This window comes from Streptomyces sp. NPDC058092, from assembly GCF_042884935.1.
GTDB lineage: Bacteria > Actinomycetota > Actinomycetes > Streptomycetales > Streptomycetaceae > Streptomyces.
This window is the reverse complement of the sequence record NZ_JBHVSY010000052.1, coordinates 1-17,091: the sequence shown is the minus strand read 5'-3', so window position 1 is coordinate 17,091 and position 17,091 is coordinate 1. Positions and strand designations below refer to the sequence as shown.

Annotated in this window: 14 protein-coding genes; 9 read left to right on the top strand and 5 right to left on the bottom strand. The window is 69.5% G+C overall.

Annotated features, from left to right (window positions below; translation table 11 throughout):
- Positions 1-342 precede the first annotated feature (342 nt).
- On the top strand, positions 343-1,011 hold the full coding sequence (locus ACFVV1_RS40330; protein ID WP_390000512.1) for a winged helix-turn-helix domain-containing protein: 669 nt from the start codon (positions 343-345) through the stop codon (positions 1,009-1,011).
- Between the two features lie 12 nt (positions 1,012-1,023).
- Positions 1,024-2,400, top strand: coding sequence for an ATP-binding protein (locus tag ACFVV1_RS40325; RefSeq protein WP_390000509.1), 1,377 nt, complete (start codon positions 1,024-1,026; stop codon positions 2,398-2,400).
- 207 nt (positions 2,401-2,607) lie between these two features.
- Here the strand turns inward: ACFVV1_RS40325 and ACFVV1_RS40320 are convergent, their stop codons facing one another.
- The gene (locus ACFVV1_RS40320) at positions 2,608-3,321 is read right to left on the bottom strand and encodes a recombinase family protein (protein ID WP_390000506.1); all 714 of its coding nucleotides are present in this window, start codon (positions 3,319-3,321) and stop codon (positions 2,608-2,610) included.
- A gap of 383 nt (positions 3,322-3,704) precedes the next feature.
- Between ACFVV1_RS40320 and ACFVV1_RS40315 the strand changes: the two genes are divergently transcribed.
- Entirely contained in the window at positions 3,705-4,820 is a 1,116-nt protein-coding gene (locus ACFVV1_RS40315; protein ID WP_390000515.1) for an AI-2E family transporter, read from the top strand.
- A 225-nt stretch (positions 4,821-5,045) separates the two neighbouring features.
- On the opposite strand, the gene ACFVV1_RS40310 is transcribed toward ACFVV1_RS40315, so the two are convergent.
- On the bottom strand, positions 5,046-7,169 hold the full coding sequence (locus ACFVV1_RS40310; protein WP_390000503.1) for a glycogen debranching N-terminal domain-containing protein: 2,124 nt from the start codon (positions 7,167-7,169) through the stop codon (positions 5,046-5,048).
- 124 nt (positions 7,170-7,293) lie between these two features.
- Between ACFVV1_RS40310 and ACFVV1_RS40305 the strand changes: the two genes are divergently transcribed.
- The 5 genes from ACFVV1_RS40305 (at position 7,294) to ACFVV1_RS40285 (ending at position 12,437) form a co-directional block, all read left to right on the top strand.
- Positions 7,294-8,343, top strand: coding sequence for a LacI family DNA-binding transcriptional regulator (locus ACFVV1_RS40305; RefSeq protein ID WP_390000500.1), 1,050 nt, complete (start codon positions 7,294-7,296; stop codon positions 8,341-8,343).
- A gap of 92 nt (positions 8,344-8,435) precedes the next feature.
- Positions 8,436-9,680, top strand: coding sequence for an extracellular solute-binding protein (locus ACFVV1_RS40300; protein ID WP_390000498.1), 1,245 nt, complete (start codon positions 8,436-8,438; stop codon positions 9,678-9,680).
- Positions 9,681-9,686: 6 nt separating this feature from the next.
- Entirely contained in the window at positions 9,687-10,835 is a 1,149-nt protein-coding gene (locus ACFVV1_RS40295; protein ID WP_390000495.1) for a carbohydrate ABC transporter permease, read from the top strand.
- Positions 10,832-11,755, top strand: a complete 924-nt coding sequence (locus ACFVV1_RS40290; RefSeq protein ID WP_390000493.1) for a carbohydrate ABC transporter permease — start codon at positions 10,832-10,834, stop codon at positions 11,753-11,755. Before ACFVV1_RS40295 ends, ACFVV1_RS40290 begins: the two co-directional genes overlap by 4 nt.
- 61 nt (positions 11,756-11,816) lie before the next feature.
- Positions 11,817-12,437 carry an L-threonylcarbamoyladenylate synthase gene (locus tag ACFVV1_RS40285; RefSeq protein WP_390000490.1) on the top strand — a complete coding sequence of 207 codons (621 nt, stop codon included), beginning with the start codon at positions 11,817-11,819 and terminating at the stop codon, positions 12,435-12,437.
- A gap of 236 nt (positions 12,438-12,673) precedes the next feature.
- Here the strand turns inward: ACFVV1_RS40285 and ACFVV1_RS40280 are convergent, their stop codons facing one another.
- The 3 genes from ACFVV1_RS40280 to ACFVV1_RS40270 form a co-directional block, all read right to left on the bottom strand.
- Positions 12,674-12,862 carry a ferredoxin gene (locus ACFVV1_RS40280; protein WP_390000487.1) on the bottom strand — a complete coding sequence of 63 codons (189 nt, stop codon included), beginning with the start codon at positions 12,860-12,862 and terminating at the stop codon, positions 12,674-12,676.
- Between the two features lie 31 nt (positions 12,863-12,893).
- Positions 12,894-14,099 carry a cytochrome P450 gene (locus ACFVV1_RS40275; protein ID WP_390000485.1) on the bottom strand — a complete coding sequence of 402 codons (1,206 nt, stop codon included), beginning with the start codon at positions 14,097-14,099 and terminating at the stop codon, positions 12,894-12,896.
- 303 nt (positions 14,100-14,402) lie between these two features.
- Entirely contained in the window at positions 14,403-14,870 is a 468-nt protein-coding gene (locus ACFVV1_RS40270) for a hypothetical protein (RefSeq protein WP_390000482.1), read from the bottom strand.
- 179 nt (positions 14,871-15,049) lie between these two features.
- Here ACFVV1_RS40270 and ACFVV1_RS40265 point away from each other — a divergent pair, with 179 nt between their 5' ends.
- Complete coding sequence (locus tag ACFVV1_RS40265) at positions 15,050-16,774, top strand: translation initiation factor 2 (protein WP_390000480.1); 1,725 nt, start codon at positions 15,050-15,052, stop codon at positions 16,772-16,774.
- Positions 16,775-17,091 lie beyond the last annotated feature (317 nt).

Here is a 17,091-nt window from a genome sequence, read left to right as displayed (position 1 = left end):
GGCTACCGGCGCCCGCCGCCCGGCGGGGGCCCGGCCCGGCCGACGTGCGCAGTCACCAAGGAGCAGCCGGTAGCTCCGGCTCTCACCCGCCGACCGGGTGGCCCGGCAACACGGGAAGCGCGGATCAGGCACTCACGCGCGTCCTCAATGTCCCTCTCCCGGTCATCTGCGGGCCGTCCGCCGTCATCCGACCTCCTGTCCCTGCGCTCCTGCTCGTCACCATGCGGCGCCTGCTCTCGCGCCGTGTCGCACTGAGAGGATCCGGAGAGCCCGCCACGCTCTCAGCGGCTTCTCAGGGGACAGTCCGTGCGGTGCGGAACTAGGGTGGATGGAGAGGCTGCCATGCGGATGCTGATCATCGAGGACGAACGTGGACTTGCCGCGGCGATCGCCGACGGACTCGCCTCGGAGGGCTTCGTCACCGAAGCCGCATATGACGGTGTGGACGGGCTCTGGCGGGCCCTCCACGAGCCGCACGACGTCATCGTGCTGGACATCATGCTGCCTGGCCTGTCCGGGTACGAGGTCCTCAAGCGGATGCGGGCAGCGAACGTGTGGACCCCTGTGCTGATGCTCACGGCGAAGGACGGGGAGTACGACGAGGCGGACGCCCTGGACCTCGGCGCCGACGACTTCCTGAGCAAGCCGTTCTCGTACGTGGTACTCGTGGCCCATTTGCGGGCGCTTCTACGCCGAGGAGCACCACCCCGGCCCGCAGTGCTCGCCGCCAACGACCTGACCCTGGACCCCGCCCGTCGGCGGTGCCGTCGCGGGAGCCATGAGATCGACCTGACCGCACGGGAGTTCACCCTCCTGGAGTTCCTGCTCCGGCGTGCCGGCCAAGTGGTCAGCAAGACAGAGATCCTCACGCACGTGTGGGACGAGAACTTCGACGGCGACACCAACATCGTCGAGGTCTACGTCGGTTACCTGCGGCGCAAAATCGACGCCCCATTCGACCGCCAGACCATCGAGACCATCCGCGGAGCCGGGTACCGGCTACGGAGCTGAGGAGGGCAGCGGATGCGCGTCGACATCCGGGCTTGGTGGTCCCGCCGGTCGCTGCGGCTGCGGCTGACCGTTGCGGCTGCCCTCATGATCGCGTTCGGACTGGCCGGTGCCGCTGTGCTGCTCGGTCTGTGGCTGCATTCGAGTCTCATCAACGAGCTCGACCAGACCGCCCTGCAGGACGCCCAGGTCGTCGCAGCAACCCTCCAGGCCGAACCGCGCGACACTGTGCTGCGCGACACCTTCCACGGCGAAGCCGCTGTCCAAGTGGTCGACGCCAAAGGAGCAGTGCAGGCCAGTTCGGCGAATCTGCGCAGCAGACCCCGGTTGTTCGACTTCCCACCGAACGGATCCGGTACCCCGCATGCCCGCACTGTCCACGCCATCACCGTGGGCGATAGCAGTGCCTGGCGTGCTGTGGCCGTCCCGGCCGGTACCCGTCACGACCCGATGACCGTGTACGTCGCCATGTCCACAGAAGACATCGACCATGGCCTGGCCAAGCTGACGTTCGGCCTCGCCACCACCGTGCCATCGACCGTGGCCCTGCTCACCGGCATCGTATGGCTGCTCACCGGGCGCGCGCTGCGCCCCGTGGACTCCCTGCGAACCCAGACCGCCGAGATCACCGCCTCGGACCTGGGGCGCCGACTCGACGTGCCCCCGGCCGAGGACGCTCTGGGCCGGCTCGCGAAGACCTTCAACGACTTGCTTGCCCGCCTGGAGGCCACGACCCGGCGGCAGCGCGGTTTCGTCGCCGACGCCGCCCACGAACTGCGCAGCCCTCTGAGCACCTTGCACACACGCCTGGAGGTCGCAGTCAGCCATCCCGACGCCGCTGACTGGCGATCGCTCGCCCCCACCCTGCTCGAGGAGACCGAACGGCTTTCCCGGCTCGTCGACGATCTTGTACAGCTAGCCCGCCTCGATGCCCGTCCACGCCTGCGCAAACGTCCGGTCGACCTGGACGAGATCGTCTTCACCGAGGTGGGCGAGGCCCGCCAGCGCACTTCTCTCATCATCGACCAGCGCGCCGTCAGCGCCGCACGTGTCCACGGTGACAGGGATGCCCTCGCCCGCGTGGTACGGAACCTGCTGGACAACGCCCTTCGCCATGCCGCCACCCGTATCGACATCCGCCTCTACGTCCTGGACGGCACCGCAAACCTGGTCGTAGCCGACGACGGGCCCGGCATCCCTGCCGCCGACCGGCAACGCGTCTTCGAGCGCTTCACTCGACTCGACCACGCGCGCGCACGGGACACAGGCGGCAGCGGCCTGGGGCTGGCCATCGTCCGCGACATCGTCACCGCCCACCATGGCAGCGCCCACATCGAGGCCAACCACCCAGGCGCTCGGATCGTCGTACGGATTCCCGTCGGCGATCGGTAGCGGCCGAGTCAGTAGTGTCCGCCGCGACTGCTTGCGCATCCGCGCTTCCATCTGCACTTCACGCCGACGGGTTCGTCCTGGCTGAACCTGGTGTCAACCCGGCCCAGAACCCCACCCGCTCCAACAGAACCCGCTGCCCGACCCGCACACCGGAAACCTCCAGAACACCGGAGTAGGCGGTGCACGTGGCCGTCGCCACCAGCTTGCTCACACCCCACCACCCCCAGCCTGCGGCGCCGTTGCAGGAGCAGGAGCAGGGTGTTCGATGCGGTTGGCGGCTTCGGCCAGCAGGCGGCGGCGTGCCTCGCGTGAGCGCATCCCGTACATCCGGCCCGCGAAGGTCGCCACCAGCGACATGAAGTCCTCCAGCAGTTCCTCCAGCCCCCCGGCCGTCCCCTTGGCGTGCATCACTTCCACCTCAACCCCGTGATGAGCCAGGACCTGGATCAGCCAGCCGACCCCGAACCGGGCCGGCCGGTCCGCATGCGTGACCCGCACATGCGTGAACTCACCCGCCCCTGCCCGCTTCACCAACCGGTCCAGCCCCGGCCGCGACTCCCGCAGCCCCGAAGCCCGATCCCTGAAGACCGCGACCACCACCCCCGAGGCCGAAGCCCGCAACTCCGCTTCCTGCGCCGCAAGCGACGACTCCTGCCCACTGGTCCCCGAAACACGCACATACAACGCCTCGCGACGACCACCGCCACCCGCGGCGCCGGTCAACGCGTCCAACGCCTCAACAGAGAACCGGCGTTCCTTACCCACCCACACCACCGGGACCTTGCCCTCGTTCGCCCACAGCCGCAGCGCGCCCGGGTGCACACCCACCCGACGCGCGGCCACCGACAACCGAAGAAGCTCCATGCCCGACAACCTACGAACCCCGCACCACCAGCCCATCAAAATCAGCAGGAAACACATTCAATCGGAGGAAACCCTGCCCGAAACCCTGCAGATCAACCACACATCTGATAACCAGCATCACCCAGCCTGCTTAAGCGAAAGCCACAACAGTTGAAGACCCTGCGTAGCCGACCGAGGCGGTGAGGTCTCCGAGCGCGATCACCGACAGATCCTGAGGCACGTCCAGGCCCCGTGCAGCGGCGGCCTCCGCCGGTGGCTCCGCCCGTAGGGTGACTTCCTGCGCATGTCGCCGCGGGAGCCCGGGAGGACGCGGTTCCGGCTGGTACCAGCAGGGAATGCCCAGGCCCTCGCATCCGCAGCCCGACAACACGGACCCCGGCGTACCGTCCGAAGGGCGGCGGCACCGGATCCGCGCCGCGTCACGCCGGGCGCTGCGCGGCATGACCGGCCCCGCGGCCCGGAACCCGGGCGCGCGACAGGCACCGCCCGGCCCGCGGTACACGCCACGCGTGAACCCCACGCTCCAGACGGCCGCCGCCTACGCCTGGCGGATCCTCGTCGTGGGAGCCGTCGTGTACGCGGTCTTCTCGGCGCTGGGGCGGTTCCACGAGGTGGCGGTAGCCGTCTTCCTCGGCCTGGTCGTCACCGCGGTGTTGCGCCCGGTCGCGGATCTCCTGGCCCGTCTGATGCCGCGGCCACTCGCTGTCGCTGTGACACTGCTCGGCAGTATCGTCCTCGTCCTCGGCGTTCTGACCCTCGTCGGCGAGGCGGTCGCCGGAGAACGCGCCGGGCTGGAGCGGGAGTTCGGCGACGGCCTGGTCAGGATCGAGCACTGGCTGGAGGAGCCGCCGCTCCGGCTGAATCCGAAGACGCTCGACGACCTCCAGTCCCGGATCGGACAGTTCCTGTCGAGTCATCGCTCCGCCCTCATCAGCACGGCCGTCAGTGGTGTGGGCCGGCTGGTCGAGGTGGTGACGGTGTTCGTTCTGGCGTTGTTCTGCTCGGTCTTCTTCATTCACTCGGGCGGCCGGCAGTGGGACTGGTTCTGCGATCAGCTTCCGCAGACGGTCCGAGCCCGGGTGGCGATCGTGGGCCGGGCCGCCTGGGGTACGTTCACCGGGTACACCCACGGCATCATCCTGGTGGCGGCGACCAACGCCGTACTCGTAGGACTGGCCCTGTTCGTACTCGGAGTGCCACTGGCCCTGCCTCTGGCGCTGCTGGAGTTCTTCGCCGCCTTCATTCCGTTGATCGGCTCACCGATCGCCCTCGCGGTCGCGGCCGTGGTGGCTCTGGCGGCGAAGGGCCCGATCGTGGCGGCCGTCGTCCTCGTACTGATCGTGGTCATCGGCCAGATCGAGGGCCATCTGCTGCACCCGCTCGTGATGGGCTGGGCCGTCCGCCTGCACCCGGTCGTGGTCGCGCTGTCGGTGATCGGCGGTGCCATCGCGGCGGGGGTGCTCGGAGCGGTGGTGGCGGTACCGCTCGTGTCAGTCCTCTGGTCGGTCCGTCAGGCGCTGCGCCGGGCAAGCGGGTCCACGCGCGCGAAGGGGTGAGCGGTGTGTACCGGGACGGGTGCGCCGAGGTGGAAGCGAGGCACCGGCGTCCGCGGCCGGCCCGCCCCCGCGCGCGGGGGCCGGCAGCCGAACCGCTTGTGCCGGTGCTGTCGTACGGCCGTTGCCACCGCCCTCCCGCGGAGGCCCGCACCGTCCGTCGGGTCCGAGGCGGGTCCTCGCCCCGCCCCACGGGGTAGTGCTGCGGAGCGGGCGCTTCGGCTCGCGTCAGCGGGGTGTCAGGTGGTGCCTCTTCACCTCCAGGCCCTTCGGCGCCTCGACGTGCGCCGTACCGTCGGCATCGACGGAAATGTCCAGTCGCCCGCCGGCGATGTCGAGCCCCTGGACCTTCAGCGGACGGTATGCCTCCGCGAACCCGGGCGCGACCGTGAGCGTTCCGCCGGGGACATCGGCGAAGAGCCCCAGCACGGACTGGAGGATCATGACGGACGAGGCCGCCGCCCAGGCCTGCGGGCGGCACGACGCGGGATAGGGCGAAGGCTGGGCGTCGGTCACCGCTCCATGGCCGGCGAACAGTTCGGGAAGTCTGCCGTCGAAGCCCGCCGATGCGCTCAGCAGCCCCTCGGACAAGGACGCGGCCGCTTCCGGGAACCCGGCCCTGACCAGGCCGTGCACGGCGATGGCCGTGTCGTGCGGCCAGATGGAACCGATGTGGTAGCCGTACGGGTTGTAGGCCACGGAGTCGCTGCTCAAGGTCCGCAGACCATGGCCGGAGTCGAGGTCGGGCGCGCTGAGTCTGGCGGCCAGCAGGGCGCTCTCCTCGTGGTCGAGCAGACCCGTGCCCAGCAGGTGGCCGAAGCCCGAGGTGACCGAGTCCACCGGCTTCTTGTCCCCGTCGAGCGCAACGGCCGGGTACGGTCCCCGCTCGTCCTCCACCCAGAAGTGGCTCCGGAAGCGGTCGCGGAGCCGCTCGGCCCACTCCTCCCACCGGTCGGCGCCGGGGCGGCCGAAGGCGCGCAGCAGGTCCGCGCCGCCCCGGGCCGCCTCGTACGCGTACGCCTGGACCTCGCAGAGCGCGATCGGGGAAGAGGCGATGCCTCCGTCGCGATAGCGGATGGAGTCGCCCGAATCCTTCCAGCCCTGGTTGGCCAGGCCCCGGCCGGTGTGGTCGATGTACTTCAGAAAGCCGTCCCCGTCCGCGTCGCCGTGGTCGCGCATCCAGGCGAGGGCGGACTCCGCGTGCGGCAGGAGCTGTTCGACCTGTTCGGGCGCGAGGCCCCAGCGCCAGGAGTCGTGCAGCAGGGTGATCCAGAGCGGGGTGGCGTCGACCGTGCCGTAGTAGCAGGGCGGCAGGGAGAAGTTCTCGTTGAAGTTCTGGGTGGCGCGGCGCACTTCGTGCAGGATCTTGCCCGGTTGCTCCTCGGTGTCCTGGTCGGACTTCGTGCCCTGTCTGCGGGCCAGGGTGCGCAGCGTACCGGCGGCGAGATCGGTGCCCAGCGGCAGCAGCATGCGGGCCGCCCACAGGGAGTCGCGGCCGAAGAGGGTGAGGAACCATGGGGCCCCGGCGGCCAGGAACTGGTCGGCGGGCTGCTCCGGGTCGGTCAGCCGCAGCCGGTCGAGGTCGGCCGCGGACTGGCTCAGCCAGTGGTCGAAGCGCCGGTCGGCGCTGCGCAGTCGCGGTGTGCGCCAGGGCAGGCTGTCCGCAGGGGGCGCGGCGAACTGGTCGCCGTCCTCATGTGTCGCGTCGCAGTGCAGCACCCCGGTCCATGACGCCCCGGGGGCGAGTTCGATCTCGTACTCCAGCCGTCCGGCGGCCGGGTCGACGGCAGCGGGCTCCGGGGAGCTGGTGAGGCGTACGGCGAAGGTGTCCCGGGACCAGCCGAGTCCGCCCCCGGCGGCGGTGGCGGTGACCGGGCTCTGCGCATGTCCGGACTTGACGCGCTCGATCGGGGCCAGGTCCGTCCCGGCGGTGACGATCAGCCGGACACGGACGTTCTGCCGCCCGGCGTTGCCGACTTCGAGGGTCTCCTCCAGGTGCCCGGGGGTGACGCGGCGGCGCCGGTGCAGGGAGACCGCCGGGTCCGGCGTGTCCTCGCCCAGTCCGCGCAGCACACTGCGGAAAGCCGCCCGGTCCGCCCCTTCGAGGGCCCCGCGCACCGGTGCGAGCGCGATTCCGTCCGCCGCGACGGTCAGCCGGGCAAGCGCTCTGCTGTCGCCGTGGTAGAAGCCGTCGGCGGCACCGTCGAGCTGTCCGTCCGCACGCGAGATCGCGAAGCTCGGGGCGTACAGCGTCACACAGGCGTCGTGCAGGAACGGCTGGAGACCTTCGGCCGACGGGCCTGCCCCCGTCTCGGAGTTTGTTTCGTCGTGGGTCTTGACAGTGGTGTCCAACAGAGCAGAACCTCTCAGGCATTGGAGCGTTCCAAGAACCCTAACGACGACCTCAGGGCGTTGACAACGGTTTTGGAACGCTCCAATGAACTCGTTCATTCGCACAACGGTTCCGGAGACTCTCATGCCCCGCTCCCCCAACACCCCCGCGCCCAAAGCCGCTTCGGTAACCCTGGCCACGGTCGCGCGGCGGGCCGGAGTGTCTCCGCAGACGGTGTCGAACGCGCTCAACTCGCCCGAACTGCTGCGTCCGGAGACCCTGGACCGGGTCCTGCGCACCATCGACGAGCTGGGCTACCGCCCGCATCGAGCGGCGCAGACCTTGCGCACCCGCTCCAGCAAGCTCATCGGCTACGGGATCCGTCCCACCGCCCCGGGCACCTCGGCGCCGGTCATGGACCGGTTCCTGCATGCCCTGTCCCAGACCGCCGACGAGGCCGGCTACCGGATCCTGCTCTTCGCCTCACCCCCTGGCAGTGCGGGCCTCGACGGGTACGAGGAACTCCTCGACCTGCACAGCGTGGACGGTTTCGTGCTGAGCGGCACCGACCGGGGCGACCAGCGCCAGGCCTGGCTGGAGAAGCGCGGTGTGCCGTTCGTGGCCTTCGGCCGGATGTGGTCCGGTCGGCAGATCGGCGACTGGGTCGATGTCGACGGCGCCTCGGGCACGGACGCCGCGGTCGAGCATCTGGTGGGCCTGGGGCATCGCAGGATCGCGTTCCTCGGCTGGCCGCGCGGCTCCGGGGTCGGCGACGACCGTGCCGCAGGCTGGCAGCGCGCCATGCGGCGGCACGGCCTTCCGGTGCGCGGCAGGCGGGCACAGAGTGTCGATGACATCGCGTCGGCGCAGGCCGCTGTCGGACCGCTGCTGGACGCGGGTGCGACGGCCGTGATCGCCGCCAGCGACATGCTCGCGCTGGGCTGCTATCACGCCCTGCGCGAGCGAAAAGTCGTGCCGGGCGCCGACATCGCCGTCGTCGGCTTCGACGACGACCCCATGGCGGCGCTCCTGTCCCCCGGACTGTCCACCGTCGCCCAGCCGCTGGAGGCCGTCGGCCGCGAATGCGTCCGGCTTCTGCTGGCCCGGATGTCGGAGGCCGGCGCTCCGCCCGAACGCGTCCTGCTCGAACCGTCTCTCGTCGTGCGTGACAGCACGTCCGCGTCGGACGACTGAACCACCCCCGCGCCCGTTCCACGGGCCACCGATTCACAGCGCGCCCTTTCCGGGCAGCTGAGCCGCAATCCTCATCCCTCCTGGAGGAACTCATGGGAACCCGTACGGCCGTCGCCGCCCTCGCCACCTGCGCGGCGCTCCTGGCCGCGACCGGCTGCTCGTCCAGCTTCGGCAACGACAAGGAGCCGGAGCAGGACAAGGCCGCCAAGCAGAAACTGACGGTACTGATCGCCACCTCGGGGGACGCCGAGACCCAGGCGGTCAAGGCTGCCGCCGCCGCGTACGCGAAGAAGTCGGGGAACTCGGTCTCCGTCGAGGTCGCCAAGGACATGAACCAGCAGCTTGCCCAGTCCTTCGCCGGGCACAAGCCGCCGGACGTCTTCTACGTCAACTCCGACCAGTTCGCGAACTACGCGAAGGGCGGCTCGCTGTACCCGTACGGGGACCGCATATCCGACGCCGACGACTTCTCCCAGCAGCTGCGGACCTCGTTCTCGTACGACGGCAAGCTGGTCTGTCTGCCGAAGGACGCCTCCACCCTCGGCCTGGCCATCAACACCGATCTGTGGAAGAAGGCCGGGCTGACGGAGCAGGACTATCCCAAGAGCTGGGAGGAGCTGAGGACCGTCGCGGACAAGCTCACCGGCAATGGCGTCACCGGCCTGGTCACCAGCGACGAGTTCCAGCGGCTCGGCGTCTTCATGAAGCAGGCGGGCGGCCGACTCACCGACCCGGACCAGAAGAAGATGACCGCCGACACCGCCGAGAACGCCAAGGGGCTCGACTTCGTCCAGTCCCTGCTCAAGTCGGGCTCGATGAAGTTCGCCAAGCAGGTGGACACCAGCTGGGGCGGTGAGGCGCTCGGCAAGGGCAAGGCCGCGATGACCATCGAGGGCAACTGGCTCGAAGGCGGCATGAAGCTCGACTACCCCGATGTGAAGTACGCCATCGCGCCGCTGCCCGCGGGGCCGGCCGGCCAGGGCACCCTCGCCTTCAGCAACTGCTGGGGCGTCGCCGCCGACAGCGCGCACCGCGAGGCGGGAGTCGACCTCGTGAAGCACTTGACATCCGCCGAGCAGCAGCTCGCCTTCGCCGACGCGTTCGGAGTCATGCCGTCGCGGACGAGCGCGCTCAAGACGTACGCCGAGAAGCAGCCCGCCGCCAAGGCCTGGGTGGACGGCAGCGCCTACGCACAGGGCCCGGTGACGATCGCCGGCTTCGACAAGGTCCTGAGCCAGTTCAACACCGATCTGCAGTCGCTGCGCACCGCCGACCCGAAGAAGATCCTCGCCGACCTCCAGCGCAACGGCGAACAGGCGATCGCGAAGGGCAACTGAGCCTCCATGCCCATCCGCACGATCCGCGCGAGCGGTACCCCCCGAACGACCGGCTCGCCCGGCGCACCTGACAGCGCCTCCGGCGAAACCGGCACGACCGCGAAGGCTCGCGCCCGGCGCGCGGGCCTTCGCGGGGAGGGCACCTGGGGCTGGCTGTTCGTCAGCCCCATGGTGCTCGTCCTCAGCCTGTTCATGGTGCTTCCCATCCTGATGGCGCTGTGGGTGAGCCTGCTGCACTGGGACGGACAGTCCAACCCGTTCTCCGGTCAGGCCGATTTCGTCGGCCTGGACAACTACCGGTCGCTGCTCACGCAGGACGGACTCGACCGCACCCTCTTCGCCACGTCCCTGCGCAACAACCTCTACTACGTCCTGCTCACCGTCCCCCTGCAGACCATGCTTGCACTGGGTCTGGCCCTGATCGTCAACCAGAAACTGCTGCGGGGGCGCGGCGCCCTCCGTACGACGTTCTTCCTCCCATCGGTCACCAGCTCCATCGCCGTCTCCACGGTCTTCCTCTTCCTCTTCCAGGGCAGCGGAGCCGTCAACTCCATGCTGTCCTGGATCGGGGTCAAGGGACCGAACTGGTTCGCGGACCCGCGCGGGGTGCTCTCCCTGATCCTGGGAGGTCTGGGGATCGTCGATCCCGAACGGCCCACCGGCATGCTGGCAGATCACTCCACGCTGGGGCTGTCGTGGTTCGAGTGGCTCTCGGGTCCCTCGGTCGCAATGTGCACGCTCATCGTGCTCGCCGTGTGGACGACCTCCGGCAGCTTCATGCTGATCTTCCTCGCGGCGCTCCAGAACATCCCGCGGGAACTGGAGGAGTCGGCGGCGATGGAAGGGGTCAACCGCCGTCAGATGCTGCGGCATGTGACGCTGCCCGCCCTGCGTCCCGTGCTGTTCCTGGTTCTGACGCTCGGGCTGATCTCCACCTGGCAGGTGTTCGACCAGGTGTATGTGATGGGCCAGGGCGCTCCGGGCAATACGACGCTCACGCCGGCCTTCCTGTCGTACTCGGCGGGCTTCGACAACGCGGACTTCGGGCAGGGCGCGGCGATCGCGTTCATCCTGCTCGCCCTGATCCTCGTCCTGACCGCGTTCCAGCGCTGGGCGCTGCGGGAGCGCGGCGTACGTACCGGGAGGAACCGATGACCGTAGCCGCCACGGCCGTACGCGAGCGGGCCCGTCGCGCCCCGCACGACGGGGGCCGTCCCGTCCTGAGCCGATTCCGCCTGCCGTGGCGGGTGGTGGGGTACACCGCGGTGCTCGGACTGGGTCTGCTCTATCTGCTCCCGTTCGTCCTCCAATTGGTGACGGGCTTCAAGACGGACCCCGACGCCGCCGCGCACCCGCTGACCCTGCTGCCCACCACTCCGACCACGGCCGCGTACCAGCGGCTGCTCGGGCTGAGCCGGGCCGCGGACGGGGTGCCCTTCCTGCGCTGGCTGGGCAACTCGGCTCTGATCGCGGTGCTGGTGACGGCGGGCCGGGTGCTGTTCGACTCCATGGCGGGATACGCGCTGGCGCGGCTGCGTTTCCGGGGCCGCTCGGTGCTGTTCGGCTTTGTGCTCACGGTGATTGCGGTGCCCGGTGTGGCCCTGCTCATCCCGAAGTTCCTGGTGCTGAACACCTTCGGTCTCTTCGACACGTACACCGGCATGATCCTGCCGCTGCTGGTGGACGCGGCGGGCGTCTTCATCATGAAGCAGTTCTTCGAATCGGTGCCGCGTGAGGTCGAGGAGGCGGCACGGGTCGACGGGGCGGGTGTGTTCCGGATCTTCTGGTCCGTCGTCCTGCCGATGGCCAGACCGGCGTTGATCACCCTGACGATCCTGTCGTTCCAGGGGTCGTGGAACGAGTTCACGCACTTCCTCATCAGCACGCAGTCCGGCCAGTACGAGACGCTCACCACGGGCCTGGCCCGCTTCGTCTCGGGCGGGCTCGGCGGCGGAACGCAGTATCCGCTGAAACTCGCGGCGGCCCTGCTGTCCACCATTCCGGTGGCCGCGCTGTTCTTCTGCTTCCAGCGCTACTTCGTCAGCGGCGCCAACGCGGGCGCGGTCAAGGAGTGAGCTCGGGCCGGATGGGCCTCGTCGTTCCGGGCGCGATGTCCTGATCACCTAGACTCGGCGGATGGCGAAGTATTTCGACGTGCACCCCGAAAATCCTCAGCAGCGCACCATCCGCACCGTGGCCGACAGCATCCGCTCGGGCGCGCTCGTCGCGTATCCGACGGACTCCTGTTACGCACTGGGGTGCCAGCTGGGCAGCCGTGACGGCATCAGCCGGATCCGGTCGATCCGGAATCTGGACGACCGTCACCACTTCACCCTCGTGTGTCAGAACTTCGCGCAGCTGGGTCAGTTCGTGCACATCGACAACGATGTGTTCCGCGCGATCAAGGCCGCGACGCCCGGCAGCTACACCTTCATCCTCCCGGCGACGAAGGAGGTACCGCGTCAGCTGCTGCACCCGAAGAAGAAGACGGTAGGAGTGCGGATTCCGGACCATGTCGTCGCTCAGGCCCTGCTCGCCGACCTCGGTGAGCCGCTGCTCTCCAGCACCTTGCTCCTGCCCGACGAGGACGAGCCCATGACCCAGGGCTGGGAGATCAAGGAACGGCTCGACCATGTGGTGGACGCCGTGGTCGACTCGGGCGACTGCGGCACCGAGCCGACCACGGTCATCGACTTCTCCGGTGGCGCACCGGAGATCGTACGCCGAGGGGCGGGCGACGCCACACGGTTCGAGTAGGCCACGTGTCGACGGTCCCATGGTGCCTCTCGCGCCGCACCGGCCTGCGCGAGAGGCACCGTGGGAGAGAGCTACAGCGAGTTGCCGCGGCGCGGCCTTCTGCTCGGCGCCCGGTCCGCCGAGGTCGCCGTCGATGCCGGTCCGGGCGTGGTCCGAGTCCGCGGCTCACCGCCGAAGGAGCGCACGCCGGGCGCGTCGGCCGATGTGTGCAGTGGGTACGCGACGAGCGAGGGCAGCTACACCACCGTGATCGCCTGCACCGGGCAGACGCGAGCGGCTTCCTTCACCATCGGGTCGGCGGCCCCCTCCTCGTGCCCCGGCAGCAGTTCACTGAATCCGTCGTCGTCCTGGGTGAAGACCTTGGGCGCGGTCAGCGCGCACTGGCCTGCACCGATGCACACATCGCTGTCGATACTGATCCGCATCACCACTGCATCCTTTCCGAAAGGGTTCCGGTTACCACGCCACGGGCAGTTCGAGCATGCCCTGGACCGTGTCGCCGGGCTTGAACGGGATCTCGTCGGCGGGTGCCGCCAGCCGCAGCCCCGGCAGCCGGTCGAAGAGGGTGCGCAGCGCGATCTCCATCTCCGCCCGCGCAAGGTTCTGGCCGAGGCACTGATGGATCCCGAAGCCGAAGGCGACGTGGTGGCGCGACGTCCGGCCGAGGTCGAGTTCGTCCGGCGCCGGGTACACGGCTTCGTCCCGGTTGATCACCGAAGTGGACAGCACGACGCCCTCACCTGCCCGTATGGTCACCCCACCCACCTCGATGTCCTCCGTCGCCAGCCGTGAGATGCCGTCGGCAATGGACAGGAAGCGCAGCAACTCCTCGACAGCGGTGGGCATCAGCTCCTCGGACGTGCGCAACCGGTCCAGCTGGTCCGGGTGCTGAAGGAGGGTGAACGTACCCAGCGAGATCATGTTCGCGGTCGTCTCGTGGCCGGCGACGAGCAGGATCTCGGCCAGCCGGACCAGTTCGTCACGGCTCACGGCCCCGGTCTCCAGCTGCTGGGTGATGAGCTCGTCCAGCAGCCCGTCACCCCGGTCGGAACGCTTGCGCTCGATCAGCGCCCGGAAGTACTCGTCGAGCGCGTCCCGCGCGTTGTCGACATCGGCGGCCCCGGGCCCGCGCAGCAACGCGCGCGACTGGGCCTCGAAGAAATCGTGGTCGGCGTACGGAACACCGAGAAGCGCGCAGATCACCATGGAGGGAACGGGCAGCGCGAAGGCGCTCACCAGGTCGGTGGGCGGCCCCTGCTCGATCATGGCGTCCAGCAGCCGGTCCACGGTCTCCTGGATCCGGGGCCGCAGTGCGGCGGTCCGCTTCACGGAGAAGCTGGGGATCAGCATCCGGCGCTGCGCGTTGTGCTCGGGATCGTCGACGCCGATCAGTTCGACGCGACGCTTGGCACTCCCAGCTGTCCGCTCGGCGAGCACCGGGAACGCCGGGCTCTCCCGGTCGGCCGACAACCGCGGGTCGACCAGCAGCGCACGCGCCTCGGCGTGCCCGGTCACCAGCCAGACCCGACGGCCGTCGAAGAGCCTGGCGGAAGACACGGGAGACAGCGGCCGTCGGCCGTCCTGCTGTGGCCGGTACTCCGTCGGCGGCTGATAGGGGCAGGTGCGGTTCTGCGGGAAGGAGACGGTCTCGGTGTCTGCCATGGCGGGCCTCACAAACAGGATGGAGGGAGTCCTACCGATCTCCCTCCACTAGATGCCTCAGTCACCTAATTGGTCTACGCGATGTTCGGCCAACTCGCCCGGGGACGCAATCCCACGACGCCGACACACCCCGGCCCGATAGCGCCGGCACACTCCGTCCGTGTGGCTGACCAGGGAAATCTCGTCGATTCCGCTCCAGCTGTTCCCGGTCATCCGGAGGCGGCATCTGGTACGACTCTGACACGCGAGTGATCTGCGCGCCACCGATGTACGCCGACGGGGCAACGCGGTCCCTCAAGCCGTCTATCGAACCGGAGGCGGCGCGTTCACCATCTGCTGCGCCGCGGAGACGAAGGCGAGCTTCGCGCGGACGAGGTCGTCCGGCGATTCGTGGCGGCGTAAGCGGTCGACGAGATCCTGCGCCGCGGAGGCGACCTCGGCCGGTCCCTCCAGGACGACCCCGCCCAGGGCGCGCTCCAGCAGGGCGTCGTCGTCCCCGCGGCCCCTGCCGGTCCGCTCGGTCAGGATGCCGGCTTCCGCGGCTTCGAGGAAGCGCACATAGGTCTGGCGTCGGATGTCGAGCACCCGCACGGTCGCCTGCTCCTGAAGCGTCATCCGAACCGTTTCGATCAGCGCGTCGGCTTGGCGCTCGCCGGCCCGGCGTGCCGCCTCAGCCTGCCGGATACCGGCGTTGCGGGTGTACCAGCCGGTGGCGACGCTGCCCGCGATCGCCGATCCGGCGGCAATCAGCGCAATTCCCAACTCACTCATCCCTCCATCCTCCCGATCAGCCGCTGCTCCGCGCACCGCACTTACCGGATATGCGTTGTGGATCACCTTCGGTGGTGGCGTATGACGCGCGGTACGATCGGGTCATGTCGCTCGACGACGCGGATGAACACCCCCCGATCTGCGGAAACGCCGGATCCGAGCAGCCTTACCCCGCTATCATGAATACTTACGGGCGACGGGCGACGGGCGACGGGCGACGGGCGACGGGCGACGGGCGACGGGCGACGAGCGACGAGCGAAAGACTGTCCTTCTCGCGGCTCGGTCTGCGGTAGCCCTGTACCGCCTTCTCGACGCTCTCCCGGTCTTTGCCGGCGACGACCGCATCACCCGACTCTTCACCTTGGTGCCGGGCTCCGACTTCGGAGTTGACGCGCTGTCCGTGATCGACGCCGTCGGCGGCCGGACACTGCCTTGGGACGAAGCCTGCCGGCGCACGTACGACCTGATTCTCACGGCGAGCCCGAAGGGCGAATTGGGCCTGCTTCGCGGCAACCACGTACTGCTTCCGCACGGAGCGGGCTTCAACAAGTCGATTCCGGGCGAGGGTTCCGCCGACTCGGCCTCCGGACTGGATCCGGAGTACCTGCTGCGGGCCCACGACGCCGCACCGCCCGCGCTCCACGCCCTGGCCCACCCCGATCAGGTTGCCCGACTGGCCGCGGTGAGCCCACAGGCCGCCGAGCGGGCCAAGGTCGTCGGCGACCCCACCCTCGAACGCGTCCTCGCCTCGCTGCCCCTCCGCGACCGCTACCGGGCGGCCCTGGGCACCGGCCCCCGCAAGCTGCTCGTCCTGGCCTCGACGTGGGGGCCGGAATGCCTGCTGCGGATGCGGCCCGGACTTCCTGCGGAGCTGGCGGCCCATCTCCCTTACGACGAATACCAATTGGCACTGATCGTGCACCCCAACGAGCGCAGTCTGCTCGGCAGATACGAGTTGGCCGAACGCCTGGCGCCGGCCCTCGACGCGGGCTTGGTGCTGGCAGCCCCGTACGAGGAGTGGGCATCTGTTCTGATCGCCGCCGACGCACTGATCACCGACCACGGCTCGACAGCGTTGTACTACTCCGCCGCCCTGGACCGTCCGGCCGTGAGCGTCCACCGGGATGGCGTCGAGCTGATCCCCGGCAGCCCGATGGACGTACTCCTGCGTCACGTACCGGAGTTGGGTCCCGCCACCGCGGTACGAAGGGCATTGGAGGCGTACCGGCCGGGCACCGGGCACGCTGCCGCCCAGGCGGCGTTCGCCGGCCAGGGCGAAGCGTTGGGCCGGTTGCGGACCGAGGTGTACGCCCTCCTCGGCCTCACCCCGTCGGCCGTCTGCGCCCCGCCCCGGCTGCTGCCCTCCCCCGCGGCCGCCTCGCGTACGCCCGCGGCATTCGACGTGCACGCCGAGATCACCGCGGACGGGGTCCGGATCGACCGTCGCCCCGCCGGGATCGGCCCGCCCGGACACCACCTGGCGGTGGAACACGGCGCCGCGGGCGAACAGCTCGCCCGTTCCGCCGGTCTGCTGTACTGCCGTCCGCTGCCACGGACTTCGGCCCCGCGGGACGTGGCGTGGACCGCGGCCGGGTGGACACGACACGCTCTGTCCGCGTACCCAGGGTGCCGTTCGGCCGTGGCGATACCGGCCTCAGGGCTGTGCGTGCTCAGGGTTCGCGGCGACGAACGTGCTTACGCCGTGCGCGTCGAGCCCCGGTCCGAAGACGGCCGAATCGTCAGCACCGACCCGGCCGCCGCGGTGTCCGCCGTCCATGCTTGGCTGTCCGCCCACCGTGGCATGCCCCATGACCTGGTTCGTCTGACCTGCCACATCGGCGACCGGGCCTTCCGCGTTCTCGTCCGACCGGCCACGGACGACGAAGCGGGGCACGTGCTCTGAAGACTGTCTCTTCGACGAGTTGGTCGGAGCCCTAGGGTCTTTCGTTTGGATCAGGCCGGATCAGGGAGCGGGGTCCGGTGCCGTGCATCGCAAGGCGGAGGAGGGAGGCGACGCGGAGCGTCGGCGACCGACGACAACGCGGCGAGGTGCGGTGCCGGGGCACGCGAGCCCGGCATGATCCAAACGAGAGGCCCTAGAAGACCGCTGAAAATCTTGTCGAGGGGTTGTCCGGCCGTAGGCCGGACGGCCCCTTTTGCTATGCGGTGGCCGGGGCGAGATGCCAGGTGTTGTTGGTGCGGGTGAGTTTGAGGGTGATC